The 25,778-nt window shown below is 58.8% G+C and carries 22 protein-coding genes and 3 pseudogenes; 7 read left to right on the top strand and 18 right to left on the bottom strand.

Annotation, left to right across the window (positions count from 1 at the left end; all coding sequences use genetic code 11):
• Window positions 1-60 precede the first annotated feature (60 nt).
• The 5 genes from LAC81_RS29630 (at window position 61) to argE (ending at window position 5,345) form a co-directional block, all read left to right on the top strand.
• The gene (locus LAC81_RS29630) at window positions 61-873 is read left to right on the top strand and encodes a GNAT family N-acetyltransferase (RefSeq protein ID WP_223728240.1); all 813 of its coding nucleotides are present in this window, start codon (window positions 61-63) and stop codon (window positions 871-873) included.
• A gap of 63 nt (window positions 874-936) precedes the next feature.
• Window positions 937-2,271: an NAD(P)/FAD-dependent oxidoreductase gene (locus tag LAC81_RS29625; RefSeq protein ID WP_223728239.1), complete on the top strand. Its 1,335-nt coding sequence runs from the start codon at window positions 937-939 to the stop codon at window positions 2,269-2,271.
• Between the two features lie 40 nt (window positions 2,272-2,311).
• Window positions 2,312-3,775, top strand: a complete 1,464-nt coding sequence (locus tag LAC81_RS29620; RefSeq protein ID WP_223728238.1) for an aldehyde dehydrogenase family protein — start codon at window positions 2,312-2,314, stop codon at window positions 3,773-3,775.
• A gap of 28 nt (window positions 3,776-3,803) precedes the next feature.
• Window positions 3,804-4,163: a cupin domain-containing protein gene (locus LAC81_RS29615; protein WP_223728237.1), complete on the top strand. Its 360-nt coding sequence runs from the start codon at window positions 3,804-3,806 to the stop codon at window positions 4,161-4,163.
• Between the two features lie 54 nt (window positions 4,164-4,217).
• Window positions 4,218-5,345 (top strand): acetylornithine deacetylase, encoded by a 1,128-nt coding sequence (argE, locus tag LAC81_RS29610; protein ID WP_223728236.1) that lies wholly within the window; start codon window positions 4,218-4,220, stop codon window positions 5,343-5,345.
• 180 nt (window positions 5,346-5,525) lie between these two features.
• Here the strand turns inward: argE and LAC81_RS29605 are convergent, their stop codons facing one another.
• The 9 genes and pseudogenes from LAC81_RS29605 to LAC81_RS29560 form a co-directional block, all read right to left on the bottom strand.
• Window positions 5,526-6,845, bottom strand: coding sequence for an MFS transporter (locus LAC81_RS29605; protein ID WP_223728235.1), 1,320 nt, complete (start codon window positions 6,843-6,845; stop codon window positions 5,526-5,528).
• 517 nt (window positions 6,846-7,362) lie between these two features.
• Window positions 7,363-7,701, bottom strand: a pseudogene (locus LAC81_RS29600) (transposase); the annotation flags it as partial.
• A 69-nt stretch (window positions 7,702-7,770) separates the two neighbouring features.
• Window positions 7,771-9,333 carry an IS66 family transposase gene (gene tnpC, locus LAC81_RS29595; RefSeq protein ID WP_223728234.1) on the bottom strand — a complete coding sequence of 521 codons (1,563 nt, stop codon included), beginning with the start codon at window positions 9,331-9,333 and terminating at the stop codon, window positions 7,771-7,773.
• A gap of 63 nt (window positions 9,334-9,396) precedes the next feature.
• A complete protein-coding gene (tnpB, locus tag LAC81_RS29590) occupies window positions 9,397-9,750 on the bottom strand; it encodes an IS66 family insertion sequence element accessory protein TnpB (RefSeq protein WP_223728233.1) in 354 nt (117 codons plus the stop codon).
• Window positions 9,747-10,235 carry an IS66-like element accessory protein TnpA gene (gene tnpA / locus LAC81_RS29585; protein WP_223728232.1) on the bottom strand — a complete coding sequence of 163 codons (489 nt, stop codon included), beginning with the start codon at window positions 10,233-10,235 and terminating at the stop codon, window positions 9,747-9,749. The genes tnpB and tnpA overlap by 4 nt, the downstream gene beginning before the upstream one ends.
• Window positions 10,236-10,326: 91 nt before the next feature.
• Window positions 10,327-10,781: pseudogene (locus LAC81_RS29580) on the bottom strand (IS5 family transposase); the annotation flags it as partial.
• Window positions 10,782-10,862: 81 nt separating this feature from the next.
• Entirely contained in the window at window positions 10,863-11,162 is a 300-nt protein-coding gene (locus LAC81_RS29575; protein ID WP_223728230.1) for an ArsR/SmtB family transcription factor, read from the bottom strand.
• 571 nt (window positions 11,163-11,733) lie between these two features.
• A complete protein-coding gene (locus LAC81_RS29565; protein ID WP_223728229.1) occupies window positions 11,734-12,393 on the bottom strand; it encodes a redoxin domain-containing protein in 660 nt (219 codons plus the stop codon).
• A gap of 515 nt (window positions 12,394-12,908) precedes the next feature.
• Window positions 12,909-13,418, bottom strand: a pseudogene (locus LAC81_RS29560) (methyl-accepting chemotaxis protein); the annotation flags it as partial.
• Between the two features lie 13 nt (window positions 13,419-13,431).
• On the opposite strand from LAC81_RS29560, the gene LAC81_RS29555 reads away from it, so the two are divergent.
• Window positions 13,432-14,049, top strand: coding sequence for a transposase (locus LAC81_RS29555; protein WP_328717467.1), 618 nt, complete (start codon window positions 13,432-13,434; stop codon window positions 14,047-14,049).
• A gap of 45 nt (window positions 14,050-14,094) precedes the next feature.
• Here LAC81_RS29555 and LAC81_RS29550 read toward each other — a convergent pair whose 3' ends face one another.
• The 8 genes from LAC81_RS29550 to LAC81_RS29515 form a co-directional block, all read right to left on the bottom strand.
• On the bottom strand, window positions 14,095-14,733 hold the full coding sequence (locus LAC81_RS29550; protein ID WP_223728228.1) for a VOC family protein: 639 nt from the start codon (window positions 14,731-14,733) through the stop codon (window positions 14,095-14,097).
• 53 nt (window positions 14,734-14,786) lie between these two features.
• Entirely contained in the window at window positions 14,787-16,130 is a 1,344-nt protein-coding gene (locus LAC81_RS29545; RefSeq protein ID WP_223728227.1) for an epoxide hydrolase family protein, read from the bottom strand.
• Window positions 16,131-16,751: 621 nt separating this feature from the next.
• Window positions 16,752-16,946 (bottom strand): hypothetical protein, encoded by a 195-nt coding sequence (locus LAC81_RS29540; protein WP_223728226.1) that lies wholly within the window; start codon window positions 16,944-16,946, stop codon window positions 16,752-16,754.
• A gap of 176 nt (window positions 16,947-17,122) precedes the next feature.
• Window positions 17,123-17,857 (bottom strand): peptide-methionine (S)-S-oxide reductase MsrA, encoded by a 735-nt coding sequence (gene msrA / locus LAC81_RS29535; protein WP_223728225.1) that lies wholly within the window; start codon window positions 17,855-17,857, stop codon window positions 17,123-17,125.
• Between the two features lie 9 nt (window positions 17,858-17,866).
• Window positions 17,867-19,636, bottom strand: a complete 1,770-nt coding sequence (locus tag LAC81_RS29530) for a cytochrome c biogenesis protein DipZ (RefSeq protein WP_223728224.1) — start codon at window positions 19,634-19,636, stop codon at window positions 17,867-17,869.
• A 328-nt stretch (window positions 19,637-19,964) separates the two neighbouring features.
• Complete coding sequence (locus LAC81_RS29525; RefSeq protein WP_223730355.1) at window positions 19,965-21,248, bottom strand: epoxide hydrolase family protein; 1,284 nt, start codon at window positions 21,246-21,248, stop codon at window positions 19,965-19,967.
• Between the two features lie 606 nt (window positions 21,249-21,854).
• The gene (locus tag LAC81_RS29520) at window positions 21,855-22,007 is read right to left on the bottom strand and encodes a hypothetical protein (RefSeq protein WP_223728223.1); all 153 of its coding nucleotides are present in this window, start codon (window positions 22,005-22,007) and stop codon (window positions 21,855-21,857) included.
• 510 nt (window positions 22,008-22,517) lie between these two features.
• A complete protein-coding gene (locus tag LAC81_RS29515) occupies window positions 22,518-22,940 on the bottom strand; it encodes a SyrB-like regulator (RefSeq protein WP_223728222.1) in 423 nt (140 codons plus the stop codon).
• A gap of 568 nt (window positions 22,941-23,508) precedes the next feature.
• Here LAC81_RS29515 and LAC81_RS29510 point away from each other — a divergent pair.
• On the top strand, window positions 23,509-25,197 hold the full coding sequence (locus LAC81_RS29510) for a flagellin (RefSeq protein WP_223728221.1): 1,689 nt from the start codon (window positions 23,509-23,511) through the stop codon (window positions 25,195-25,197).
• On the opposite strand, the gene LAC81_RS29505 is transcribed toward LAC81_RS29510, so the two are convergent.
• On the bottom strand, window positions 25,181-25,771 hold the full coding sequence (locus LAC81_RS29505) for a recombinase family protein (RefSeq protein WP_223728220.1): 591 nt from the start codon (window positions 25,769-25,771) through the stop codon (window positions 25,181-25,183). The two genes, LAC81_RS29510 and LAC81_RS29505, sit on opposite strands and share 17 nt — an antisense overlap.
• Between the last annotated feature and the right edge of the window lie 7 nt (window positions 25,772-25,778).

Here is a 25,778-nt window from a genome sequence, read left to right as displayed (position 1 = left end):
ATTGGAACATAGCAGATGTCGTGTGCACCCCTTAGCCCGGACAACTTTATTTTGAGAGATATGTATTCGAGCGACATAGCCGCCGCACACGCTCTATCGAATAGGCTCCGCTGGCCGCACCGCGCCGAAGATTGGGAACAAATGTATCGCCTGTGCCGAGGAGTGGTAATCGAGACTCCTGAAGCGGAGGTTATTGGAACGAGCCTGGCTTTCCTCCAGGGTGACGTCGGGACAATCGGCCTGGTCATTGTCGATCCCAGATACCAGGGCATGCGATTGGGACGACGGCTGATGGAGGCTAGCCTCTCCCTCACCGGTAGAAGGTCCGTTGTCCTCAATGCGACCGACGCAGGAGTTCCACTCTACCGGAAGCTCGGCTTCGAGGAGACCGGCGCAGTCTCCCAAATCCAGGGATCATCAGCGTTTTCTACCGGTGGCGACACTCGCGACCGGATCAGAGCAGCGACCGCTGATGACCTCGAAAAGTTGGTCGTCCTGGCGAGTTCCGCTGCGGGCTTCGATAGGCGCGAAGTCATCACAACATACTTTGCCTCGGCAAACAGCACGGTTGTCTACATGGAAAATGCGGGCCTTGCAGGCTTCGGGATCTGTCGGCGTTTCGGCCATGGATATCAAATTGGGCCGGTTGTCGCAGCCAATAGCGAACAGGCGCGCGAAATCGTCACGGCCTTGTTGGCCGACGTGCGGGGCGAATTCGTGCGCATCGACTGCCCTGAGCACGATGAACTAGCCAGTGTTCTTGGCCCAGCGAGCCTCCGATGCGTCGGCCAAGTGCGGACCATGTGCCGTGGGAAATTAGTCCTGCCGCAAAGCGTCCGGCAATTCGCCATTGCAAGCCAAGCGCTTGGATAGCTTGCAGGCCCATTCCACTCAGACCGTACAGATCCGCCTCACTTGAAAATAAGGACGGCAATAATGCCTATTCAACTCGAGACAGTTCAAAGTAGTACCGTGTTCCCCAAGCAGGTGGATGTAGTTGTCATCGGTGCAGGTGTGATCGGAACATGCGCAGCATATGAGCTAGCGCGAAGGGGTGTTTCGGTCGCCTTGCTCGAAAAAGGGGTTGTTGGAGGGGAGCAATCCAGTCGAAACTGGGGATGGATCCGTCAACAAAACAGAGAGCTTCCGGAATTACCTCTGGCGATCTATAGCGTCCGGCGCTGGGATGAACTCTCGGCCGAAATCGGCCGGGACCTGGGTTTCCGGCGCGAAGGAATTCTGTTCTGTACCGACAAGCAGGAAGAACTCGCGCGCTGGGAGAAATGGGGCAACGCCGCGCGGCAGCAAGGATTTAACTGCGAGATCCTGACGGCCAAGCAGACCGAATCCCGCTCCGAAGGAAACAATCGATCATGGTTGGGCGGCGTCTGGTCTCCGACGGACGGCAAAGCAGAACCAAGCCTTGCGGTTCCAGCGATCGCTGAGGGAGCCAAAAAGCTTGGAGTGCACCTCCTGCAGAACTGTGCGGCTCGCGGGCTGGAAATCAAGGGCCGTGATGTCGCTGGTGTCTGGACCGAGCAAGGCCTGATCAAATGCAGCGCTGTCGTATGTGCCGGAGGCGCTTGGAGTTCTCGGTTTTCCCGTCGCCACGGCATCGATGTTCCGATCGCAAACGTCGAAGGCACCGCGCTGCGAACCACCATCGCCAAGAACGTTCTTCAGGCAGGCTGCATTTTCACGCCCAACTATGCTCTTCGGCGCAGGATCGACGGTGCGTATACCGTGGCTGTTCCGGGCTATGGGACGGTCAACATTGCACCGCAAGGGCTTCGGTACGCCACCAAATTCTATCAGATGTATCAAAGCAATCTCACCAAGAAGCTGAGTTATCGCATCAACAGCAGTTTCTGGAACGGACCAGAAGCGGCGGGAAAATGGGAGTTCGACGAGATCTCACCGTTTGAAAAGATCCGTATCCTGGATCCTTTGCCGAACAAGAAACTTGTCGATTTGGCGATCAAAAACCTGACAACGGATTATCCGGAGCTGGGTGGCATAAAAGCCGCCGCTTCTTGGGGCGGGATGATCGATACCACTCCCGACCTTGTTCCGATCGTCTCAAAAGTAGCGAACCTCAATGGCTTTATCGTTGCTGCCGGATTCAGCGGCCACGGGTTTACCCTCGGCCCCGGAACTGGCCGACTAATCACCGAAATGGTGCTTAACGAGACGCCATTCACTGACGTCGCACCCTACAGCCTTGAACGATTTAGCGATGGGTCCGCAATCCGCCGCCCGGAAATGATGTGACCACCATGCCGATTCTTCTACATAGTCAGGCAGTTCGCTGATGACCGCTACCTTTGACCCACGCAACGTCCCCCTCCCCAAAGGCCATTGGATCAATGGACGCTATTTGACCGGAGTACCGCTGATCGAACTGCTAAGACCTTCTGACGCGTTCGCCTATGCAGCTTCTCCTGTGGCTGACGACGAAGTTGTCGATCTTGCGGTTACAAGCGCTGCGGCAGCACTACAACGTTCAGGCTGGACGACATGTCGACCGACAGAGCGCGCGAACATATTAAAGCGCTGGGCCAGTCTCATCGAAACAAATGCTCAGCGTCTGGGCCAGCTTGAATCGATAGCATCGACACGGCCGATTGCAGAATCTGTTTCTATCGACGCGGCGGTCACCGCGGAGCAAATTCGCTTTTTCGCGGAATTCGCGGACAAAGAAGGTGGCGACGTCGTCCCGACGGACAGCGATCACCTGGGCATGATCTTGAGTGAACCTTACGGGGTGGTCGGCGCGATCACGCCCTGGAACGTGCCGCTGTCGATGGCAGGGTGGAAGATCGGCCCTGCGCTTGCTGCCGGAAATGCTATCGTATTGAAGCCATCAGAACACACTCCGTTTTCAACACTCTTTTTGGCCGAGCTCGGAACTGAGGCTGGCATCCCCGCAGGCATAATCAACATCGTCCTTGGAGACGGCCTTACAACCGGCGCCCACCTCGTCGCTCACCCTGGAATAGCCAAAATTAGCTTCACAGGCTCGACCGTCGCGGGAGGAGCAATACTAAGAAACATCGCTGGTGCACAGATAAAGCCCGTGACGCTAGAGCTCGGGGGGAAAAGCCCGCAGGTGGTATTCGCTTCTGCCGATATCGAAGTAGCCGCACATTGCGTCGCACGTGGCATTCTTCTGAATGCCGGTCAAACTTGCGTGGCCGGATCTCGAGTGATTGTCGCGAAAACCGCAGAAGACGCATTTATGGCTGCGTTGAAAAGAGAAATGTCCAAGCACCAGCCAGGACTGACCTGGGATTCGGCAACCAACTACTCACCAATCATCTCCGAACGTCAGATAAACCGCATACATGGAATTGTTGAAGCGGCGGTTGCCCATGGAGCGGAATGCGTCCTCGGAGGGAAACGGCTCGACAGAACCGGCTATTTTTTCGAGCCCACCATTCTCGCCGGCGTTGCGGCTGACTCGCCGGCACTCACTGAGGAAATCTTCGGCCCGGTGGTCACCGTACAGACTTTCAGCGATGAGAATGAAGCTTACGCGTTGAGCCGACATTCCACCTACGGTCTCGCCGCTGGCGTCTATACGCAGGATCTGTCGCAGGCCATGCGCGCGGTGAAACAGATCGAAGCAGGCACGGTATGGGTGAACCGCTACGGCCGGTCGCGCGATCACATCCTCCCGACTGGAGGTTACAAGGCGTCAGGAATTGGCAAGGATTTGGGGAAGGAAGCCTTCAGATCAAACCGCCGCCAGAAGAGCGTTCTCATAAAAATCTAACCGCAAACAGAATACGAAGAGGGAAAATATGTCGCTGTTAAAGACGATCAACACCAAGAATCTCTCGGACGGTCGGCAGTCCAGAATTTCAGACGACAGGCGCCTCGAGGGCGACCCGCTACTCACGACCTGGGAGCAAGATACATACAACGGGAGGGTGAACACGGGCGTTTTTCAGGCTGAACCTGGCAAGAATATCTCCCGCAAGGGCACCAATTACGAATTCTGCTACATCCTCGAAGGAGTCGTCGAGATTACCGAGGACGGTAAGGATGCTGTGATTTACCGAGCGGGCGACAGTTTCGTGATGAAGCCGGGTTTTGTCGGTACATGGCGAACGATCGAAACGATGAAGAAGATCTATGTCACCATGAACCAGTCCGGGTAGGCGCTGGGCGGCCCAACTTCATAGCATAATTTCCTGAGCCAATAGGGAGCATCCATGGCTGATGTTGTCGATTTACTACGTGCTCTCGTCGAGATCCCTTCGGTGGTGGGAAAATCAAATCACGCGGTAATTTCTTGGTTGAAAGGCTATTTGGCTCCATACGACGCCAGGATTACCGAAATCGTTGGTCCAGAGGGCGATAGATCGAATCTCTTCGTTAGTGTCGGCCCTGTTGGTCAACCCGGCATCGTGCTGTCGGGCCATATGGACGTTGTCCCTGCTGCCCGCGCTGAATGGACATCAGATCCTTTCCAATTGCGCGTTGATGGCGACCTGCTTTATGGGCGCGGCACGAGTGACATGAAGGGTTTCTTGGCTTCAGTTCTTGCAGTTGTGCCGGAACTGAAGCCGGAGCTGCTGAAACGACCTGTCCACATCGCCCTTTCTTACGACGAAGAGGCGGGCTGCCGCGGCGTACCACACCTCATTAAAGAGTTGCCTCATCTCTGCGCGAAGCCGCTCGGCTGCATAGTCGGCGAGCCAAGCGGAATGGTACCGGTGCGGGCACACAAAGGGAAAGCAGCTGTACGCGTTTCGATCACAGGCCGAGCTGGACATTCCTCCCGCCCAGACCTTGGGTTAAACGCGATTCACGCCATGTCACGTGTGATGGCACAGGCATTGCAACACGAAAGCAACCTAAAAGTTTCGTTGCGGGATCCGCGATTTGATCCTCCATACTCAACATTGCAGATCGGATTGTGCAGCGGAGGCTCTGCGCTGAATATCATCCCGGCGCACGCGGAATTGGAGATGGAGGTCCGTGCTATTCCCGGTGCCGACCCGCTCGATCTAGCCAACGGCGTCCTAGAGATTTTGCCGCGTCTCGAAGCAATAGGGTTCAAAACGAATGTTGAGCGCCTCTCACATTATCCGGCACTACTGCTTGAAGAATCTGCCCCTTTAACCAGGCTTCTTGAACAAGCGACGGGAACGGCCTCGGTCGATGCTGTAAGTTACGGCACCGAGGCGGGTCTATTCCAAGCGGTGGGAATTCCCGCGATCATCTGCGGACCCGGAGACATCAACAGGGCGCACAAGCCGGACGAATACATTCGCGTCGATGAGCTTCACAATGCGATGTCGATGCTTCGGAGTGTCATCGACAGTACATGTCGTTGACACAGCTGGTTTCCAACACCCCCTCCGGCAGCAGGAGAAGCGAAGCATTCTTGCAAAGCTTCCTCTGGGATCCGGCTGTTCGGATTTGCGTGTGGAGACGCGTTTTCACGCGACACCTCCAAGCAGAGGTGATGCCCAAACTACAGCGTGATCGCCAGCAACGGAAAAAGTCGACAAGCATTACGCGTTCGAGCCTAGAGGCAGATCCCTCCCCCGGCCTCTAATGCCAATGACCAGTGCGGCCGCGACCAAAGCCGAAAGGATCGATCCGATCCACAGAAGATCGTAGGAGCCGGTTTGATCAAACACGGCTCCGCCTGCCCACGCACCAACAGCACCGCCAATTGCGTGCCCGGCAGAAAGAACGCCCATTGAAAGCCCCAACAATCTAAGCCCGAGCCGAGCCTGTAAGATGCTGGCGGTAACCGGCACGGTTGAGTAATCAAAAAGACCAAACAGGATGGCGAACGTAATCAGCAGTGAGTAATTGTCAGCGACGTGCAGCAACAACAAGAACGCAATGGCTCGCGCGGCGTAAATTGCTGACAAGAGAAATGGCCCGTGGACCCGATCTGACAACCAGCCTGCGGCGATCATTCCGAAGAGATTGACCGCAGACAGGATGCCATAGGCAGCAGCACTCGGAACAGGCGCAAACCCGCACAACGCCGAGTAGGGGATCAGGTGTGTCTCGATGACTCCGCTCGTTGTGAAGCCGCAGATCGTGTAGCTCCAAAATATTGCATGAAAAACCGGCGCACGCGCTAAGGTGCGCAGGTCGCCCTTAAGGTCTCCACGATGGCTATCACTCTCAGCCAAGCGAGCGGGTTTCGCCACTGGGTCCCGAAGGGCAAGCCATACCAACGGTACCAACGCAAAACACACGAATGCCATTAAGAGGAACGACATCCTCCAATGGCCCGCCTGCGTCAAGAAGGCGAGCAGCGGCATTAACACCAACTGCCCAGCAGTCGATCCCGCCGTCCCCACACCAATCGCCAGCCCGCGATTTACGGAGACCTGTTGTGCTATTGCAGCGGCTACGACGTGTTGCGCGACAAGACCGAAGCCGAGCGCGCCGATTCCCGCAAAGCCCAACGGAAGTAGCCACGATGTCTCGCCTGGTTGCGCCGCCGCGGTGGCAAGGGTGCCAATGGAAACTGCAACCATTCCCCAGCTCATCATTGAACTCGCGCCTCGCCTGTCGACGAGGCGACCAGCTAGCGGAGCAACTACAGCCATCACCAGAAGGGCCGTTGCTGCAACGCCGGAAATTGCCTGGCGAGACCATCCAAATTCAGCCTGCCACACGGGCATCGTCACCGAAACCGAACCGCGCACGGCATAGGTGAGAGCCAGTGCTGCAAAACCTAGCGCAACAACGTTCCAGCCACCGGATCGGAAGCGCGAAGTGGGACTGCGCAGGCTGCCATTCTTCCCCGTGTCTTGTTCGGGTAGGGGTTCACTTAAGGGTATGATAGGCGCCATTTCCTGCGTCATCATTTGTCTCCTAACGCGCGCCGTCCTTAAGGAGATATGCGCGCACCCTGTCGTTCTTATTGGTACGTCGATTAGCATATCAACTAATCGTTTTCAACCACGCAGATTCACCGGTCCCGTCCCCGGGGTCCCGTTTCAGGGGGAGCTGTTGTTTCGATTAAGTCAGCGTTCTAGGTCGTGTTGACAAAGTCGATCTCAAACAAGGCTTCGTTATCGATCTTTTGTTTCCACAACACTGAGGCTGAATCCCGAACCCTCGTCATTGCATTGAAGTCGCCACTTACCCGCATGCGTTTTGTCAGGGGCAAGTTCAGCGCGGATTATCTTGCTAAACAGACTCGGTTCGGTAACTTCGAAACCTGGAAACGCCTCTTGGACAACTTGGCCAATCCATCCCTTAGGATTGCTCTTGCGAATACGGACGGACTTGGTGTGCCCACGATATTCAATTCGGTAAATGAAAGTCGGCATCAGCCCTCTCTTTGGATTACAAATCCTGAATAGGCGGCTTAACGATCTATAGCTTGTCGAGAAAGTATGGGAGCCAAATTTTTGCGGCAGCCATAGCTAGAAGCGCTGCATATGATGTTTTGGTTTTGTCGTAGCGGGTGGCGATCCGGCGGAATTGTTTGATCCGGTTGAACATCCGCTCGATGCGATTGCGATCCCTATAAGCATGATAGTCGCAAGCCGGTGGGTTCTTGCGGCCTGCTCGCGGCGGGATAACCGGGCGTGTGCCGTGAAATAGAAGCTCCTGGCGGATGCTGTCGGCATCATATCCCTTGTCCGCGAGGAGACGACGAGGCCTGTTTACCGGCATCGCGAGAAGATGTGGAACAGCGAGATAATCGTAAGCGTGGCGTGATGACCGCGGGGAGTGCTTGGTCTGAAGTTGGATAGTGTCCACTATTGTTTTAAGTGGACACTATGGCTGGGAGGACCAATTCCAGGGGAGGAGTTCGTCGATCTTGTTTGCGGGATGATCGGCGATGCGATTGATGATGTCTGCGAGGTAGGCATGCGGGTTGATGCCGCCCATTTTGCAGGTCTCGACGATCGTGTAGATGACAGCGGCGCGTTCGCCGCCGGCGTCTGAGCCGCTGAAGAGATAGTTCTTTCTTCCAAGGGCCAAAGGCCGGATTGCCCGCTCGGCGGCATTGTTGCTCATTTCGAGGCGCCCGTCAGTCGCGTAGACGGTAAATGCCTGCCAGCGGGACGTGATATAGCGGATCGCCTTGGCGAACTCGCTCTTTCCGCTGATGCGGGCGAGCGTGCCGTCGAGATGGCGTTTCAACGCGTCCAACACGGGGACGGACCGGGCCTGCCGCGTGGCAAGCCGCATCTGTGGACACGCGCCGTTGACCTCTGCCTCGATCGCAAACAGATCCGATATCAGGTTCAGAGCTTGTTCGGCTGCCGGCGAGCGGTTGCGAAGGAACTCATTGTACAGATCGCGACGGGCGTGTGCCCAACACATGACTTGCGTCAGCCGTGTCTGGCCCGTGAGCTCATGGCCCTCATAAAGCTTATCGAAGCCAGCATAGGCATCTGCATGCAGAAAGCCGCGACACTCCGACAGCAGTTGATGGGCACGTTCTCCCTTGCGATCTGGGGAGTAAGCATAGAAAGCGGCGGGTGGTACGGTCGATCCCCACGGCCGTTCGTCTCGAACCACAGTCCAAAGGCGGCCGGTTTTAGTCTTACCGCGTCCGGGATCAAGGACCGGAACGGGTGTGTCATCGGCATGCACCGTTTCACCTGCCCGGACATGGGCACCGATCCTTTCACTCAGGATCTTGAGCAGCGCCGCCATCGCCCCGACCCATCCGGCAAGCGTCGAACGATCGAGGTCGATGCCTTCTCGAGCATAGATGTCACTTTGGCGATGCAAGGGAAGATGGTCGCAATATTTGGAGACCAGGACGTGGGCAAGCAGGTTGGGGCCAGGCCGGCCGCGCTCGATCGGCAGCGACGGCATTGGCGCCTGCACGATCGTCTCGCAGGCCCGGCAACTCATCTTCGGCCGAAGATGCACGACCCGCTTGAAGTGCGAAGGCACATATTCCAGTACTTCGCGCTCATCCGTGCCGATCTTGCTGAAGACGGTCCCGCCGCACTTCGGACAGGAACAGACCGGTGGATGGGTGATCGTCTCGCTCGGCAAGTGGGCCGGTAAGGGTTTGCGCCCCAGGGGCGACTTCATCTTCGCGGCAACGGTGGGCGGCAAGAGCGATGAACAGTCTTGTCTCTGTTCGACGCCGGCCTGCGCCTCAGTTTCCTCCAGGTCGGTGATCGTCAATTCGAGTTGCTCGATCAGGCGATCGAGTTTCTCAGACGAACGACCAAAACGGGCCCGCTTTAACGTCGCAAGCTGCGCCTTCAGCTTCTCGATATAGAGGTTCTTGGCATAAAGCTCCGCCTGCAACTGCGCGGTCAACGCACGCAATTCCTCCAGTTCGGCAAGCGGATCGGAAGCAACAAGAGACATGCGTCTCTGTAGCACAAGGAGCCTTATCCTGCTACGAGTTTCGCTCGCAAAAACAATGCGTTACTACACCATCGCCGGCTTCGGCAGAGCGTCGGGCATCCGCGTTCGCCGCCAGTCCATCCCTTCAACGAGCAGAGAAAGTTGGGCTGCCGACATCTGCAGAACGCCATCGACGATCGACGGCCAAACGAACTTGCCATGCTCCAATCGCTTGGCAAAAAGGCACATCCCAGTTCCGTCCCAATAAAGAGCCTTCAAATAGCCGCCTCTTTTCCCCCGAAAGAGGAAGAGATGGCCACTATAGGGATCGGCATTCAGTGTGTTGGCGACCTCCGCCGACAGACCATCGAACCCACGGCGCATATCGACCGGCCGGCAGGCCAGGTACACCTTTGTCCCTGCAGCAATCTGGATCACGACGCCTCACTCAGCGCCGCAAGAACACGCCGCAAAGCCTTCTCGTTGACGAACGCGTCAACTCGAACGCGAACACCATTGGCAAGATCGATTTCGATGACGCCGGGGCGCTCGTCCAATGTCGGCCCTTTGGGTGGCAACACCGATTTTGGCCGCACCGAACTCTCCACCGGGGGAACGGGCGCAGCAGGGGTGACCGGTATTGCCATCGCTGGCCCTTCGTCATCGCCTCGTCCAAACACGCCGATCGGAATGAAGTCCAACGTGGGTTTCGGCAGAAGCACAAGGGAGGCCGGCGGGTGACCAAGTTCTCCAACCTCGGCTGCCCGCATCCAGCGGAAAAGCAGGTTGCTGTTGACCCTGTGGCGGAGCGCCACCTCCGCTACCGAATTGCCGGGAAGCCGCGCCTCTTCAACAATTCGCCATTTCTCTTCCAGCGACCAGTTTCGTCGACCGCGCTTCGTCGCTTCGCCTATTCCCGACATCGGATACCGCCATAGTGTCCACTTACAATTTGGTGGACACTATCTCACTCCAGGGCGGCGCCGGTAGGCGGCCATCACGCCACGCTTACAGATAATCGGAAGTCTCGCCACCCGTCAGGACAAAGCCAAGAGGGCGTCCCTTACCGTCCGCTCGGGCATGGATTTTTGTCGTAAAGCCGCCGCGTGATCGACCAAAAGCCTCCTTATGAGTCCCCCTTTAGCGCCCGCTGCCTGCGAATGGCCGCGAACTGTGGTGCTGTCCAGCATATGCTGCCAATCATCCGTAAGGCCGAGTTCGACAAGCGTTTCCAGGAGCGCATCCCATACCCCTTGCTCGGCCCAGCGACGAAACCGGACATAGACGGAGTTCCACTTTCCGTATCGCTCATGCATATCACGCCACGGGCAGCCCACTCGAAGGACGTGCAGCATGCCGTTCATGAACTGGCGGTTATCATGGGAAGGACGGGACTTACGCCCTCGCTCCGCAGGAAGAAGCGGTTCCACGATCCGCCATTCCGCGTCGGTTAGGTCTCCACGCGCCATCTCTGCCTCCCAAAAAGGCAGCTTTGAATCAGACGTTAGATGATTTGAGAAGGCACTTTGTCAACACGACCTAGTTCGGGCTCATAGTAACTCGATGTTACGAGCAAACTCGGTAAAGGCACCCTCGATCCTCTGGAAATATGTGAATTTCCCGATCCGAAGGGGACGCAGAAACCCTGCCTGTGTCAAAATCTTCAAGTGCGCGGACGCGGTCGCAGGAGAAACACCGAGCTTCTCAGCGATATACAATCCGCATACTCCCTCGGCCGAATCTATACGCTGATCCGGCCCGAAGTGGCTTTCGGGGTTTTTCAACCACGCGAGGATCTGAACCCGGTTGGAGTTAGATAACGCGTTCGCTTTTTCCACCACTTCGCTCATACTAAGTTAGTTAGCCTATTGACTAATCCAATTCAAGAAAGACTGGAAGATGCAGCGGATGGGCGGTAATGGACGCACACGGCCCTTTGCTCGGTCCAGCGTCTCTTAATTTGGGCGGACTAGCTTTTCACGCGCGAATGTCCACCTGCTCGTCGGTCGTGATCCAGAGCCACGGTACCGATCGTTGTTTGATAGCTACTTCCCAGGCTCGACTTGCGAGCGGTGCTGGAGAACTATCTACCGCCGCCGCCAAGTTAACGATCGCCGCGAAAACCGGCGTCGATGGATGTTTGGAAGCGACAACTATCAGTTAGAGAGTAGACCCGCCACTTTCAGGTCAGCGACCGACGCGGACTGTTTCCCCAACGCGATCCTTAAGGGGGGGCCATGTGTGGCTCCGCTGGTGAGGGACCGGATCGCCTTACAGCTAGGCGTCGGCCACACTCCGGTCCGGGAGTCTATTCGTCGACTGGAGGCCGAGGGGTTTGTTGTCAATGCATCGCTAAAGGCGCTACCGGGGGCCGGCGGATTGATTCCGTGCCGGAATGCCGGAAGCGCGGTCAATCCACCTTCAGTTCGCGTTCGTAGGCGCATGAAGCAATGCCTCGATCACGGCCTGCGTCCGATCGTAGTCATTCGCTCCGAGATGGTGATAGCGAACTACTCCTTGACGATCGATGACATACTGCTCCGGCCAGTAGCTGTTGCTGTATGCCCTCCAGATTTGATAGTCGTTGTCGATCGCAACCGGATACCCGATATCATACCCCTTAACCGCCCGCTCTAGTCCGGAACGATCCTTTTCGAACGCGAATTCAGGGGAGTGGACGCCCACCACTACCAGTCCATCCTTTCCAAACTTTTCCGTCCAAGACGTAATCCTTGGCAGGGCACTGACGCAGTCGCCGCACGCATAGGTCCAAAAATTAACTAGAACGACCTTTCCCTTGAGATCATCTCGTCGCAACGCGGGTGAATTAATCCAGCCTGTCGCGCCGTCGAATGAGGGGAATCTGCCGATGGCTGGGAGCGCACCAACACCAGCTACCGAGACTGGCGTGGCTTTAGTACCGGGTTCAAGCGGTCGATCAATCTCAGCCGTCTCCCGACTGCCAACCACTCCAGCGCCAAGCGCCAGCGCATTCGAGAGATCCGTCGATGGGAAACTTGCGCCGACTAAAACTACAATCGCAACGCCAGCCAGAGAGAGTGCTCCAAATTTCGTTCTCATCGATACATCCCGTAATCGTGCGCAGGTTTCTATGGTTTGCGAGGTGCTTTAGCCCTGAAGGTGGCCATGCCGCCACTGGGGGCAGGTTAGGTTTGGGCATGTATCGGGGATATTTCGAACGCCTCCCCCAGATGTATCGAATTGTCGGCGCCTCCCACCGCTTCTCCGAGCACAGCGAATGGTGAACGGGAGACAAGCTCGCACCGCCTGCAGCCTGCTGAGCGGTAGTTATCCGCCTGCTGACTGTACACTGGGACTTCGGTACAGATATCTCAGCCAAACTCTGAACGCGTGAATTGGGTGTTCAGCACCCTCTAATCTTCGAGGGTGTCTGCAACGACGAAGTCGCCACAAGAGCTTTCTCAGAAAGGCTGTCCTCGTCCATCGCGGCTAAAACTTACGCGTTAATTTTCCAAAAAGCGCCGCTTGCCTTCTTCTCCCACATCCACATGCAAGGAAGGCGGCTACCGGTCGCCGCCTTCCCCATTCCCGAGCGCGGGTGCAGGGATGTGCGCTCAGAAATTCTGCCAGCCATCCGCGGCCGGCGCCGCGGCAAGGTTTGTTCGTTGACCGCCGCGCGTGGCGCGGGCGGTTGAACGCAGCCGGGTCGGCTGCGCGCGATCGTCGAAGTGGCGGTTCGCGTCGATGATCTGGGCTTCATGGCCGTAACGGAACTGCCTCAGGAGTTCGTGCAAGGCTTCGGCTTCGCGGGCCATGGCGTGGCTTGCGGCCGTGCTTTCCTCGACCATCGCGGCGTTCTGCTGGGTCGCCTGGTCCATCGAGTTGACCGCCTGGTTGATTTCCTTGAGGCCGGTCGATTGTTCGCGGGCAGCCTCGACGATCGCCGAGACGTTGGCGTTGATTTCCTGGACCTGGGTCAGGATTTCTTCGAGGGCCGTGCCGGTCTCGCCGACGAGCGACACGCTGTTTTTGACGTGTTCGGTCGAGGCGCCGATCAGTGCCTTGATGTCCTTGGTCGCACTGGCCGATCGTTGCGCCAGTTCGCGCAACTCCTGGGCGACGACCGTGCTCTGCGACATGCGCATCGAGGCTGTGTTGAAGCGGCTGCGGAAGGCCTCGTCCACCCCTGTCGGCAAACCGCCGACCGTGCGGACAACGCAGAAGCAAGCCAATAACCCAGCCTTCGATGTTCGCACCGCCCTGTACGGCTTGCTCGGCTGCGACATCACTCAGATTCACGGGCTCGGGCCCTATCAGACGCTCAAATTAGTCGGAGAGTGCGGGACCAACCTCTCGGCCTGGACGAGTGCCAAGCACTACTTCACCTCCTGGCTGTGCCTCTCACCAAGCAACAAAATCTCCGGCGGCAAAGTGTTGTCGTCACGCACCCGACGGTCTGCTAGCCGGGCCGCGGCGCTACTGCGACTTGCCGCGCTTGCGGTTGGGCGCACTCAGACCGCGTTGGGGGCATTCTATCGGCGTCTGTCCGCACGCGTCGGTAAGGCCAAGGCGGTCACTGCCACAGCCCGCAAAATCGCCGTCTTGTTCTACAACACCCTGCGGCACGGTATGGCATACAGCGATCCGGGAGCCTCCCACTACGAGGAGAATTACCGTCGACGCGTACTCACCAATCTCGAGCGAAGAGAAAAGTCGTTCGGGTATACCCTACAACCCGCGCCAACATCCGGCTGAATGTTTCTTAGGAATGCCGGTGAGACGCTCTGGTCAGAGCAATACCTACTCGGGAAGCGGCTTGCCCGCATGTTCGGCCACCATGTAGGCCGCATACCAATCCGGCCAGTTATGGTCGTGCTCACCACCGTTGCGCTTCTCGTGCTCGCCATGGGCGGCAGCAGCACGACGCAGGGCCGCCGCAAGGTCACCGACGGAAGCAAAGTCCGCCACCTCGGTATCCACGCGCCCGGGCAGACGTTCGGTCACCTCCTGCAGCAGCCAGCCGTTGCCATCGGGGTCGCTGAAGGTCGCATAGGAACGGTAGCTGCGGCGGGCCGGGTCACGGCCGTTGATCGCCGGCTTTCCCGGACCTTCGCGGTGGAAGATCTCGCTGACCTCCGCGCCACGTTCGACCAGTTCAGCACGCGCGGCTTCGATATCCGAGACCACGAGATAAAGACCGCTAGCCGAGCCTGGCGTGGCCGAAGTCAGCCCGGTGCCGAAGTGGATCGATGCCGGCGAGCCCGGGGGCGTGAACTGCACAACGCGAAACGCATCGCCGACGGGAAAGTCGGCATCCAGCCGCCAACCGAGGCGACCGTAGAAATTTTTGGCGCGATCGACATCCGCGACCGGAATGACGGCGACCTCGAACTTCAAGTCCACGGTCGCGGGGCTGTTGTTGCTCACGGCACCTGTCATGTCACTTCTCCTTGGTTGCGACGGTGGGGCGCGCTTTCGCACGCCCCCTCCTGTCAGCTCGGTTGACGCAGTGACTTGAATGAAACCCTCAACTCGTCGACTAGGGCTTGCGGCTGTTCCCAGGCTGCAAAGTGCCCGCCCTTGGCGAGACGATTATAATGGATGAGCTTGGGGAATGCCTTCTCCGCCCAGGATTTTGGTGCCTGATAAAGCTCGTCCGGGAAGGCGCTGACGGCCACCGGGATCTGCACGCCCTTCGGCTGGAAGAAGGCAAGCTTGTTTTCCCAGTAGAGCCGCGCCGAGGAGACGGCCGTGTTGGTCAGCCAGTAGAGCGTGACATTGTCGAGCACGTCATCGCGCGTCAGCCCTTCCGGCTTGCCATCGAAGACGCGGGCGATCAACTCGTAGCTGCGGGCATCGTGGTCGAGCATCCAGCTCGCAAGTCCGATCGGCGAATCCTCGATCGCATAAAGTGTTTGCGGACGTTTGCTCATCTCCTGCGCATAGGAAAGCCCGTTCCGGTAGAAGAAGTCGAGCTGCTCATAGGCGCGGCGCTCGTCGGCCGAAAGGTTCGCTGGTGCCGGCTGGCCGGCATCGAGGCTCTTCTGGATCTCGTCAGGCACGGTCGCCGGCATGTTGGTGTGGATCCCGAGCAAGCCCGCCGGCTGCTGCAGCGCCATCTGCTCGGTAACGGCGTCGCCCCAGTCGCCACCCTGCGCGACGTAATGTGAGTAGCCGAGACGCTGCATCAGCACTGCCCAGGCGCGCGCGATCCGCACCGGGTCCCAGCCGCGCTCCGTCGGCTTGCCGGAGAAGCCGTAGCCGGGAAGCGAGGGGATGACCACGTCGAAAGCATCGGCTTCCGTGCCCCCGTGGGCGGTCGGATTGGTCAGGGGATCGATGATCTTCAACTGCTCGATGATCGAGCCCGGCCAGCCGTGGGTGACGATGAGTGGCATCGCATTCTTATGCTTGGAGCGCACGTGAATGAAGTGAATGTCGACGCCGTCGATATTGGTCACGAACTGCGGCAGGTCGTTGAGTGTCTTCTCCACCCGGCGCCAATCGTAGTTTGTTGCCCAATAGTCGGCGAGCTTCTGCATGGTGGCAAGTTGCACGCCCTGGGTGCCGTCCGCCACCAGTTCGCGATCCGGCCACTTGGCCGCCGCGATGCGCTGCTTAAGATCGGCAAGCGCGGCATCACTGGCGTGGAATTGGAACGGACGGATGGATTCGTCGGCCGCGGGTCTTGCCGCAGCCGTGATCTGGGCGCTGGCCGCCGAGGAAGCCCCTGCGGCATGGGCGGCGAGCGGAGGAAGCAGGATCGCGATCGCTCCGGACAGCGCGAAGGCAGCCAAGCGACTGCTCCTGGCACTTGGCAAATGGCGTCTGGACATCATCATTCTCCTCGTTCGGTTGTGGGGGCGATGCCAGAGACATCGGCCGGATCGAGGGGACTATGTTGCCGTGGTGTATCCGGGATATGTTCGCTGCAGCGAGGCTGTGTATCCCAATGTGTACTGGCAAACTTTCCCGACGTTTCGCGAAGTTAGACGGGGTAGTCGTCAGAAGATTCCCACAAGGGGGTCTGCTGGCGAAACTCAAAACCGGACGGATGTGGATGGGCGACCTCAAAGACTCTGTGTACCCGTCTCGGCGGTCAGCGACCCATCTCGGCGGAACAGGCATCCGACCGCATGAAGGCGTTTCAGCAAGGATTGCCAGCAGACGGGCATTCACCGCAGGGAAAAGGCCGAGGCGAAAGCGATCGTCGAGCGATCGAAGCTTCCGGAGGAAGTGGCGGCCATCGAGACGAAGATCGTCAAGCACCGAGCCAGCCCAGACGTGACGAAGGACTCGGCGCCGGACAAACATCTGCTGTGCTGAAGTAGCTTGAACGGAGCGGATGGATTCGATCCAGGTCTCGAATTCGCGGCCCGCGATTCGCGCTGCGCCAGGACAAGCGTCGGCTGGCGTTCCTTGACGTCTCACGGCCGTTGGTCTCGGCGGTTCTATCATCAGTTGAAGAATGGATCGGCAAGCTCCTCGCGCGGCGCCTCTTGCAGCAATCCTGCTCCCTGCTCAGCAACCGCTGCTGATCCGGAACCGGAGACGAGTGCGGCAAGAAGCGAGGGCTCTCTCGGGTCGCTATCCCAGGCGCATGGCGCAGCCGCGAGCGCGGCGATGGCGAAAACTGTTGCGAAGATACGCATGGTGGCTCCTTCCGTTGATCATGACCGCAGCGGCGTTTCGCCGCCAAAGGCTCGAAACGTGCTCGCAGCCAGAGTGTCATTTGGGCGTATCGCGGGTGTGTGCAGCCCGCCGCGAAACTGTATCCTTGTGTCCGAACTGGCTTGGCCCGCCGGGAGGCCCCACGGCTCCTCATCAGCTAAGCAGCACTGTCCGCTACAAGCACGGGCTTCTCGCGAAAGAGGCCCGGGAACAGGCGATGTAGAGCGCCGATCTTCGGTTGCTCGTAGATGACGACATAGGGCTGGCCCGGATTGTTGTAGACGTAATTCTGGTGATAGGCCTCGGCCTGATAGAAAGCCTTGCCGGGCTCGATCGTCGTCGCAATCGACCGGGCGAAGACGTTTGCCGCGTTCAGTTGCGCGATATAGTCGGCGGCAACCTTCGCCTGCTCGTCATTGCGCGGGAAAATTGCGGATCGATATTGTGGTCCACTGTCGGGTCCCTGCCCGCCAAGCTGCGTCGGATCATGGGCGACGGAGAAGTAGATCTCGAGCAACTTGCCGTAGCTCACCTGCTTCGGGTCGAACGTTATTTCCACTGCTTCAGCATGCCCGGTGGTGCCGGTTTCCGTCTGCTCGTAGGTCGCCGTACCTGCGCTGCCGCCCGCGTACCCTGACGTGACACCCGTAACGCCGGCCACATGTTGAAACACGGCCTGCACGCCCCAGAAGCAACCGCCGGCCAACACCGCCGTCTGGCGTCCTTCGGCCGACGCGATATCGTGAAGTGCCTTCGGCACAGGCTTTGCCTCCTGTGCCGCCGATTGCCCGTCGAGCGCGAAGGTCAATCCACCGCCGACCATGGTCGCGGCGACGACAAGTCGGGTGAAGACGGACCAGGTGCGCCCCCGCTGCTTTTGTTTGTCGCTCATGTCCAACTCTCATCCAAAGGTGAAAACGAAAGCTTCCGCGCCGGGCTCCAGAAAGCGGATTTCGAACGTCCGTTCCCGCGAAGCTCCTGACTGACGCACAAGCTGGTAAAGGCGGGTCACCGTGACGGCACCTTTGCCATTCTCGTCGATATCGGCACCATGGTCCGCGCCGGGCGCGGCCCCATCGACCGTCACCTGAAATGGGATTGGCTTGCCGCCAGCACCGGCCCCAAGCACCAAGTGCAGGTCGCGGGCCCGGAACCGATAGGTGATACCTCCACCTGCCGCATTGAGGCGCGCCTCTTCGGCGCCGACAGTCCAGTTGCCGGTGAGGCCCCATTCGTTGAGGCGGGGCTCGCCAACGGTGTAGCGCTGGGCGGCGTCGGCCGAAACGCCTTCCGGCGAGACGAATTTTTCGGACCGCGCATAGCCGACATAGGTCTCGCCGGAGCCGAGCCGTGCGAGGTCAGGCGCGGCTTCCGCGCCCGCGGCCTTGGGCGCGACGAACCCGTTTTCAGCCTTTTGTTTGCCCGCAGCCTCCGCCAACAGTTCCTGGATCACCCGCTCGGAGCCTTCATAGTCGCCCTCGCCGAAATGGGTGTAGCGGACCTGTCCCTCGGCATCGATGAAGTAGTGGGCCGGCCAGTAGCTGTTGGAGAAGGCGCGCCAGATGGCGAAATCGTTGTCGATCGCTACCGGATAGGTGATCTTGAAATCGCGCACCGCCTTTTCGACGTTGCCGATCTGCTTTTCGAAGGCGAATTCCGGAGCGTGCACGCCGATGACGACGAGGCCCTGATCCCGATACTTCTCGGCCCAGGCCCTGACATAGGGGATGGTGCGAATGCAGTTGATGCAGGAATAGGTCCAGAAATCGACGAGGACGACCTTGCCGCGAAGCTCGGCCGGGGTCAGCGGCTTCGAATTCAGCCACTGAACCGCGCCGTCGAGCGACGGAAATTGCCCTTCCACCGGGAGGTCACTTCGATAGGCCGCCTGTCGCGTATCCTTTGCGGCAAGGGCCATACGGGTGCTTGCGACGTCCACGGGCGATGCAGCGCTGCGCAGGCGATCGAGGATCGACTGTTCGACGCCCGACGTGCTCGCATAGGAAAGCTGCGCCAAAAGTCCGGTGTCGAGGCCGAGCGCGATCGCGCCAACGCCGCCGAGCACCGCGATGCCGAGACCCTGGCGGATGCGGTCGCCAATGCCGAGGAAGCGCTTCATCGCCGCGAATACTCTGGCGCCTGCCAAAACAGCGAGCGCCAGCGAGGTCGCAGCACCGGCCGCATATGCGACAAGCAACAGCGTCGTCTGCACATTCGCGCCGTTCAGCGCCGCCCCGGTCAGCACCAGGCCGAGCACCGGTCCGGCGCAGGGCGCCCAGAGCAAACCGGTCGCAACGCCAAGGAGGATCGAGCCGCCGACGCCGCCCTTCTCCCCGGTCGCCGCCTTCCTCGACAGTCGGTTGCCGAGCTCGACGAACGGACCGGTCACAAAGGCGGCAGCCCGCGTCGAGAGCAGTGTCACGCCGAAGACGGCAAGTAGCGCGATCGCGGCGTAACGGCCGTAGGCGTTCGCCTGCACCGCCCAGTTGCCGCCGAGTGCTGCAAGCGAGGCGATACCTGCAAAGGTCACGATCTTGGCGAGCAGCATCGGGAGAATACTGGTGGAAAAAGGCTGGCCTGCGCGGGCGAATACGAATGGCAGAACCGGCAGGATGCAAGGGCTGACAATCGTCAGCACGCCTGCGAGGTAGGCTACAACAAAGAGGATCATCATCGTCTCTCCGCACTGGATCAATGCCTAACGGGTGAGCGCTTGGCATGCGGAGCAGAGAACCATCGGGACGTATCGATGGTATTTCGGGTAACAGGTGTAATTGTATCCTATTGCAGCCAAGCACTCCGCCGCCGTTACGCTGCCTGCTGCGAAGCCTAAGGGGTTCGCAACACTTCAGTCGCGAACCCCTTCCACTGTATTGCTATGAGGCGGTCAATCGCTGTCATCTGACCGCTGCCGTCCAAAGTCACATTCTAGGATCAGCAACTGGCATCGAGGTTGATGCCACGTCGGCAAATGGGCAGCCTTTTTGCCCGCCACATTGTCAGCGCAGGGACTTGAAACTCGCCCTCAGTTCCTTGGCAAAGAGCTCGGGCTCTTCCCAAGCGGCGAAGTGCCCACCCTTGTCTACTTTGTTGAAGTAGATCAGGTTCTCGTAGCTTTGCTCAGTCCAGCTCTTCGGTGCTTGATAGATTTCGCCAGGAAACACAGTAACCCCGACAGGTACCTTTTTGATCGTACGTCGGGTGAACGGACCCCCACCCAGCTGGGCTGCGTCCCAGTAGGAACGTGACGAAGACGCACCTGTGTTGGTAAGCCAGTACAGGGTGATGGCATCCAGAATTTCGTCCTTGGTAAACGCCTTTTCAGGATGCCCGTCTGTATAGCTCCACGTCGCAAACTTTTCGTAATAGAAACCAGCCATCCCGACTGGCGAGTCCGCGAGGGAGTAGCCGAGCGTCTGCGGCCGCGTGTTCATCATTTCGGCATAGCCGAAGCCCTGGTTGTAGAAGACGTCCAGAGACTTATACGCGGCCCTTTCATCGCTTGACAGGTTCTCGGGCGCGGGTTGACGCGTCCGGACAAGCTGGACGATTTCCGGCGGCACGGTGCCTGGCATGTTTGTATGCACTCCGAGCAAACCAGCTGGAGCCTGGATTGCCATCAACTCGGAGATGATCGCTCCCCAATCCCCACCCTGTGCAACGTAGCTTTTGTACCCAAGCCTCAACATGAGTTCGTGCCAAGCCATGGCTACGTGAGGCGGAGCCCAGTCTCCTTTCTTGGGCTTGCCAGAGAAGCCGTATCCGGGATAGGTCGGCAAAACGAGATGGAACGCGTCTTCTTCGCGGCCGCCGTGGGCGGTGGGGTTCGTGAGCGGTTCAACGACTTTAATCAGCTCGAAAATCGACCCGGGCCATCCGTGGGTCAGGATCAACGGCATTGCATTAGCGTGCTTGGAGCGGATGTGGGCAAACTGAATATCAAGTCCATCGATCTCTGTGATGAACTGCGGCAGCGCGTTTAATTTTGCTTCCGCCTTGCGCCAATCATAATCGGTCGCCCAGTATTGAACCAGCGGCTGCAAGGTCGCGAGTTGGACGCCCTGGGTTTGGTCACCTACCGTTTCTGGATCTGGCCACCGTGTCGAGGCAAGGCGACGGCGGAGATCATCGATATCGGCTTGGGGCACCTCGATCTTGAACGGGCGAATTTCAGCGCTTCCAGTTTTCGCCTTGAGCGCCGTAGGCAGCAAAGATACGGCTCCCGACACGGCCGTTGCAGCGAGGAGCGCTCTCCTGGTGATTGAGAATGGCGGTTGAGTCATCATAGAATCCCTTGAAATTGTTGAAGACCCCGCAACCGCGTGCGCGCCGAGCTCGACGTCAGATGGTCGGCGGGCGGCCGGACAGGACGTTTCCGTCGCATTGCGGCAGGAGGCAAACCGCATCTGCACCTGCGGTTTGCCTTCCACACCAACGTAACGGCGACAGCAGGAAACCAAGCCCGTATATCCGGCCTGTTTCAAGAATCCGCGGAATTGAAAGCTCATGTAGTTCGGCTTGGCGGAGGGCTCGCCTTGCGAAGGGCGATTGTTGCGATCCGTTAGGTTGCGGACCCGCTTGAACTTCGCCTCCCGGCTTAAAGTTTCATCTCGGAGCTGCTTCCGGCCCGCGTCCAGGACTCGACGTTGCGCTGGAAGCGAAAGCTTCTGAAATGCAACGACGCGTGCGGCTTCACCGTTCCTGACGAATAGCCGGTGCTCGTGGACGCCCTGAGCAAGTAGTTCTGCGAATGAGCTCCGATTTGGTCGGAGCCTCATGGACACGAACCTAATCCAACTAACGGAATTTCTCGACTCGTCACGGACGTAGTAACCGCCGTCCCCTCAGCGGAATCCGACCATCGGAAACAGTTTCAACGGGAATCTCGGTTAAAGATGTTTGGCGAGGTCGGTAAACCGATCCAGCAGTTGCTGAAGCTGCTTGTTTTGCTGCCGTAACTTTTGCGCCAGTTGCACCCTCAACTGCGCAACCTCCTCGTCAAGAGCGATGACTTCATCGGTAAATGTTAGCGGCTGTTGCACATCATTAGCTTCATGCTTCCCCCCTTCCGACTCTTGGTCGGCGACGTTCCTAACTGGTCTCCGACCCCGTTGCCGCTTCTTCGCGGATAGTTTTCGGAGAGGTTCTACCTGTTTCGCGGGAGGGTTATCGTCGGCACCTGGCTGCTCAGCCGAGGAGGCACCGTTTCCGTCGCCCGTGCCGGCCGGTGTAGCTATGTCGGGTGCAATATCAGGATCGCGAGCGAACGCACTTGACATTTCTCTCGTGAGGCTCGTCCTGCCATCAGCCAGGTCCAACGGCACCCGTGCTTGTTCAGCCGGTTCCTTTGACGGCTCGTCTGGTCGCGAAGTCTCGATTTCGGGAGGGCCGTCCGACTTCGTTGCTCTCCGCCCCTGAGACGCCAGTTCAACCAAGTACTTCCATGGTGACTTCATAGCATCCCCCACCTACAGCGATAGCAGCGGCGTGCCATTACTATGGCGCTGAATGGAACGGCGAGGCCGACCGTAGCCGATCGGCCTTTGGCAGAATCAAGCGAGGCCAAGCCGCTTGCGTAGGTCCGCGTTCTCAGCCCGAAGTTTCTCGGAAAGAGCCTTCCGAAGCCGCGCGTTCTCTTGTTCAAGCTGAAGCAAGTCCGCGATATCTTCGGCTACAGGTGCTGGAACTGCCTTCGCTTGCTTTGCCACTGTATTTTTTCCCACGGCCTTAGCCTTGGTTTTTGCAACTGACCCCACGGACGCCTCGCTCGGCTTCGCCTCGGCTTTTTTCCGCCCCCTCGCCGGTTTTTCACCGACTGTGACGGGCGCTCCTGCAGCTGCCTCTGACGGTACCTTCTTCGGCTGTGGCCCCCTGCGCTTCTTCGGCGGCGCAACTACTTCGGGAGTTGTCGCCTCGATGACCTGAACGTTGCTTTCGTCTGCCACTAGTTGTTCCCCTCTGTTCAACAATTTCATCTTTCTCCAACGGACGCGAATTGGAGTCAACAATCCCGTTTGTCCCGTAGGTGGACGGCGCCCCAATCCGACGTCCGGATGATATCCTGCAGCTCCTCAAGGCAAACGCACAAAATGTCCTTAGACAACGTTCTTGCAATCTTCGAGTTGCGCGCGCCAACGGCGTCAAACACTTCGGCTCATCGTCAGCGATAGCAAACCGCCGAAGTGGCCCTGCGATCAGGCCGTTACGATTTCCTTGTTGGCGAGGGCGGTGAACGATCAATCCTTTCGTTCAACGAACTATTAGCAATCGAGGGACGGGCTTGCATTGGCTTTAACGGCAAAGGTTGATAATTGGCCGATCGCCCATCGCCGGTCCTTCCTCGATGTCCGGTCGCGCGCTCCGGCGCATGGGCGTGCCAGCGCGACTGGAGAAGACCCCTCTCGCCGCCCGCAATCTGGGTAGTTTCCCCCAGCGGTTCTGCCGCATTCGTTAACGTCATTCGAACATCTTCTGGCGGCGGGGTTGCCGCAAACGGGTTCATGATGATGCCGATTAAACCAATACATTTTCAACGGCATCATCATGACTAGTATCCTGACGAACATATCGGCGGCGACGGCGCTGGCCACGTTGCGAACCATCAGCGAGCAATTGAATCGGCATCAAGCCATGGTCTCGTCCGGTTACAGGATCGGCTCTGCCACCGACGATGCCGCATACTGGTCAATTTCAACGACGATGCGATCGGATGTCGGCTCTATATCGGCGGCACAGGATGCAATGGCATTCGGTGCAGCGAAGATTGACACCGCCTATTCGGGCATCGAGGCCGCGATCAGCGTCGTTGATGCGTTCAAGGCGAAGATTGTCGCGGCATCGGAGCCGGGCGTTGACCGGGCCAAGATCCAGAAGGAACTCGAACAGCTCAAGCAGCAGGCCGTATCCATCGCGACTTCGGCAAGCTTCTCCGGTCAGAACTGGCTCAACACCGCGATCACGGACATCTACGATGCCGCCACAAGCAAGGAACTCCTGACGACTGGCTTCGTGCGAAGCGGTTCATCGGTGAGCGTCACCACGAGCGAGATCGACCTAGCCGCTATCGCGCTCTTCAACACCACCGGTGGCGGAATTCTTCAGAAGGACGACCGGAGCCCCGGCTCCATCGGGGGATTGCGCAACACCAACGCGTTCACCTACGGCGGTGGCGCAATGCAGAGCTTCACTTTCGACGGACCGCTTGTCTTTACGGACAATTCGACCGCCATCGCCTTCAGCCTCGTGCTCGATGCCGACAATCCCGCCAACACCACTTCCCCTGGAAGCGGGACAACCGTCAACGTCACCCTCAACCGGACGCTGATGGACCAGGTGTATCCGACGCTGAACGGAGTGATCTCCTCGCGCGACCAGTTCGCATGGCTCATGCGTGAGGCACTCATCCCGCTTGGCGCACAGTTCGCCACCCGCAGCGACGTTACTGACGGCTACGCGCTTCTCTCGCGGGAGACCTCCGGCCTGACGGGATCATCGATCCAGGTTCTCAACGTGTCCTCGACACTCGCCAGCGGCAAGACCGGCGGCCTCACGGCTACGGGAACCAACTACGGATCTCGCCCGTCCGTCGTGAGCTACTGGGACGAGCCGTTCACGGTGCACGCCACCGCCCAGATCTACGTCCCTGTGACCGTGAATGGCACGACAACGACGTTGGAGATCGACCGGGATCTGGTGGATCAGACGCTCGGAACCACCACCGGCGAAGTGACCTCGGCCGACGACCTGGTGTTCCTTCTCAACGCGGCCATGCAAGCGAAGAACGTCGGCGTTACCGCAACGAATGCCGGCGGATACATTCTCTACGAAGCGGACGAGACCATTCACAAGGCCTCCGGCGGCAAGACCTCCATCGGCATCGGCCCCGCCAGTGACGGGTTTGGAGGACTCCCGAATTTCGGCCTCCTCGATGTCAGTGTCACGGCGAACGGCGCTGATCTCAAGGAGTACCTGAGCGGGGTCGAGGCCATGCTCAAGAAGCTCACCGATGCCGGCTCAACACTTGGCTCCCTCGCCAAGAGAAATGCGATGCAGACCGACTTCCTCAAGTACCTTACGGACTCCATCGAGAGGGGTGTGTCGCGCCTCGTGGATGCCGACATGGAGGAAGCAGCCGCGCGCCTCAATGCGTTAAAGACGCAACAACAGCTCGCTATCCAGAGCCTTCAGATCGTCAACTCGCAACCGCGGGCCGTTCTCAGCTTGTTCCAGTAATTCTGCTTAGATGGCCAGCGTCCAGGCGTTCGATCCCACGAGCCACGGTTCTGGGATGAACGTTGTATAGGCGGGCGACATCCTGGAGCGAGGACCCCGAGTGGATCGCGGCGCGGATTTCGAAGCATTGCGCCGGACTCAACGCCGGCCGTCGCCCTGGGCATTTCCCACGTGCCTTCGCCGCCTCGATGCCCGCGATTGTTCTTTCGCGGATCAACGATTTCTCGAACTCGGCGAGCGCTGCGAGGATGTGGAAGATCAGCTTCCCGCCCGCCGATGAGGTGTCGATGTTTTCTGTCAGGGAAAGAAATCCGATGCCGCGCCGACAAAGCTTCTCGATCACGGAGATCAGGTGCCGGATTGACCTGCCCAACCGATCAAGTCTCCATACAACGAGCACATCGCCTTTGCGAAGCGCCTTCATCATGGAGGTTAGGCCGCATCTCGAGTCCTGGCTTCCTGACACACCGTGGTCCTCGAAGACCTTCGCGCAACCCGCACTCAGGAGGGCATTGACCTGCAAATCCAAATGCTGATCCGCCGTCGACACTCTCGCATATCCAATCCTCGCCATGAATCCT

Source organism: Ensifer adhaerens (assembly GCF_020035535.1).
GTDB lineage: Bacteria > Pseudomonadota > Alphaproteobacteria > Rhizobiales > Rhizobiaceae > Ensifer.
The sequence above is the reverse complement of the archived record's forward strand: the minus strand, read 5'-3'. Positions and strand labels throughout refer to the sequence as shown.

Coding starts and splice junctions, on each gene's coding strand:
- LAC81_RS29630 (WP_223728240.1), top strand. CDS start 61: ATGTATTCGAGCGACATAGCCGCCGCACACGCTCTATCGAATAGGCTC.
- LAC81_RS29625 (WP_223728239.1), top strand. CDS start 937: ATGCCTATTCAACTCGAGACAGTTCAAAGTAGTACCGTGTTCCCCAAG.
- LAC81_RS29620 (WP_223728238.1), top strand. CDS start 2,312: ATGACCGCTACCTTTGACCCACGCAACGTCCCCCTCCCCAAAGGCCAT.
- LAC81_RS29615 (WP_223728237.1), top strand. CDS start 3,804: ATGTCGCTGTTAAAGACGATCAACACCAAGAATCTCTCGGACGGTCGG.
- argE (WP_223728236.1), top strand. CDS start 4,218: ATGGCTGATGTTGTCGATTTACTACGTGCTCTCGTCGAGATCCCTTCG.
- LAC81_RS29605 (WP_223728235.1), bottom strand. CDS start 6,845: ATGACGCAGGAAATGGCGCCTATCATACCCTTAAGTGAACCCCTACCC.
- tnpC (WP_223728234.1), bottom strand. CDS start 9,333: ATGTCTCTTGTTGCTTCCGATCCGCTTGCCGAACTGGAGGAATTGCGT.
- tnpA (WP_223728232.1), bottom strand. CDS start 10,235: ATGTCGGGAATAGGCGAAGCGACGAAGCGCGGTCGACGAAACTGGTCG.
- LAC81_RS29575 (WP_223728230.1), bottom strand. CDS start 11,162: ATGAGCGAAGTGGTGGAAAAAGCGAACGCGTTATCTAACTCCAACCGG.
- LAC81_RS29565 (WP_223728229.1), bottom strand. CDS start 12,393: ATGAGAACGAAATTTGGAGCACTCTCTCTGGCTGGCGTTGCGATTGTA.
- LAC81_RS29555 (WP_328717467.1), top strand. CDS start 13,432: ATGCGCATCGAGGCTGTGTTGAAGCGGCTGCGGAAGGCCTCGTCCACC.
- LAC81_RS29550 (WP_223728228.1), bottom strand. CDS start 14,733: ATGACAGGTGCCGTGAGCAACAACAGCCCCGCGACCGTGGACTTGAAG.
- LAC81_RS29545 (WP_223728227.1), bottom strand. CDS start 16,130: ATGTCCAGACGCCATTTGCCAAGTGCCAGGAGCAGTCGCTTGGCTGCC.
- LAC81_RS29540 (WP_223728226.1), bottom strand. CDS start 16,946: ATGCGTATCTTCGCAACAGTTTTCGCCATCGCCGCGCTCGCGGCTGCG.
- msrA (WP_223728225.1), bottom strand. CDS start 17,857: ATGAGCGACAAACAAAAGCAGCGGGGGCGCACCTGGTCCGTCTTCACC.
- LAC81_RS29530 (WP_223728224.1), bottom strand. CDS start 19,636: ATGATCCTCTTTGTTGTAGCCTACCTCGCAGGCGTGCTGACGATTGTC.
- LAC81_RS29525 (WP_223730355.1), bottom strand. CDS start 21,248: ATGACTCAACCGCCATTCTCAATCACCAGGAGAGCGCTCCTCGCTGCA.
- LAC81_RS29515 (WP_223728222.1), bottom strand. CDS start 22,940: ATGAAATTGTTGAACAGAGGGGAACAACTAGTGGCAGACGAAAGCAAC.
- LAC81_RS29510 (WP_223728221.1), top strand. CDS start 23,509: ATGACTAGTATCCTGACGAACATATCGGCGGCGACGGCGCTGGCCACG.
- LAC81_RS29505 (WP_223728220.1), bottom strand. CDS start 25,771: ATGGCGAGGATTGGATATGCGAGAGTGTCGACGGCGGATCAGCATTTG.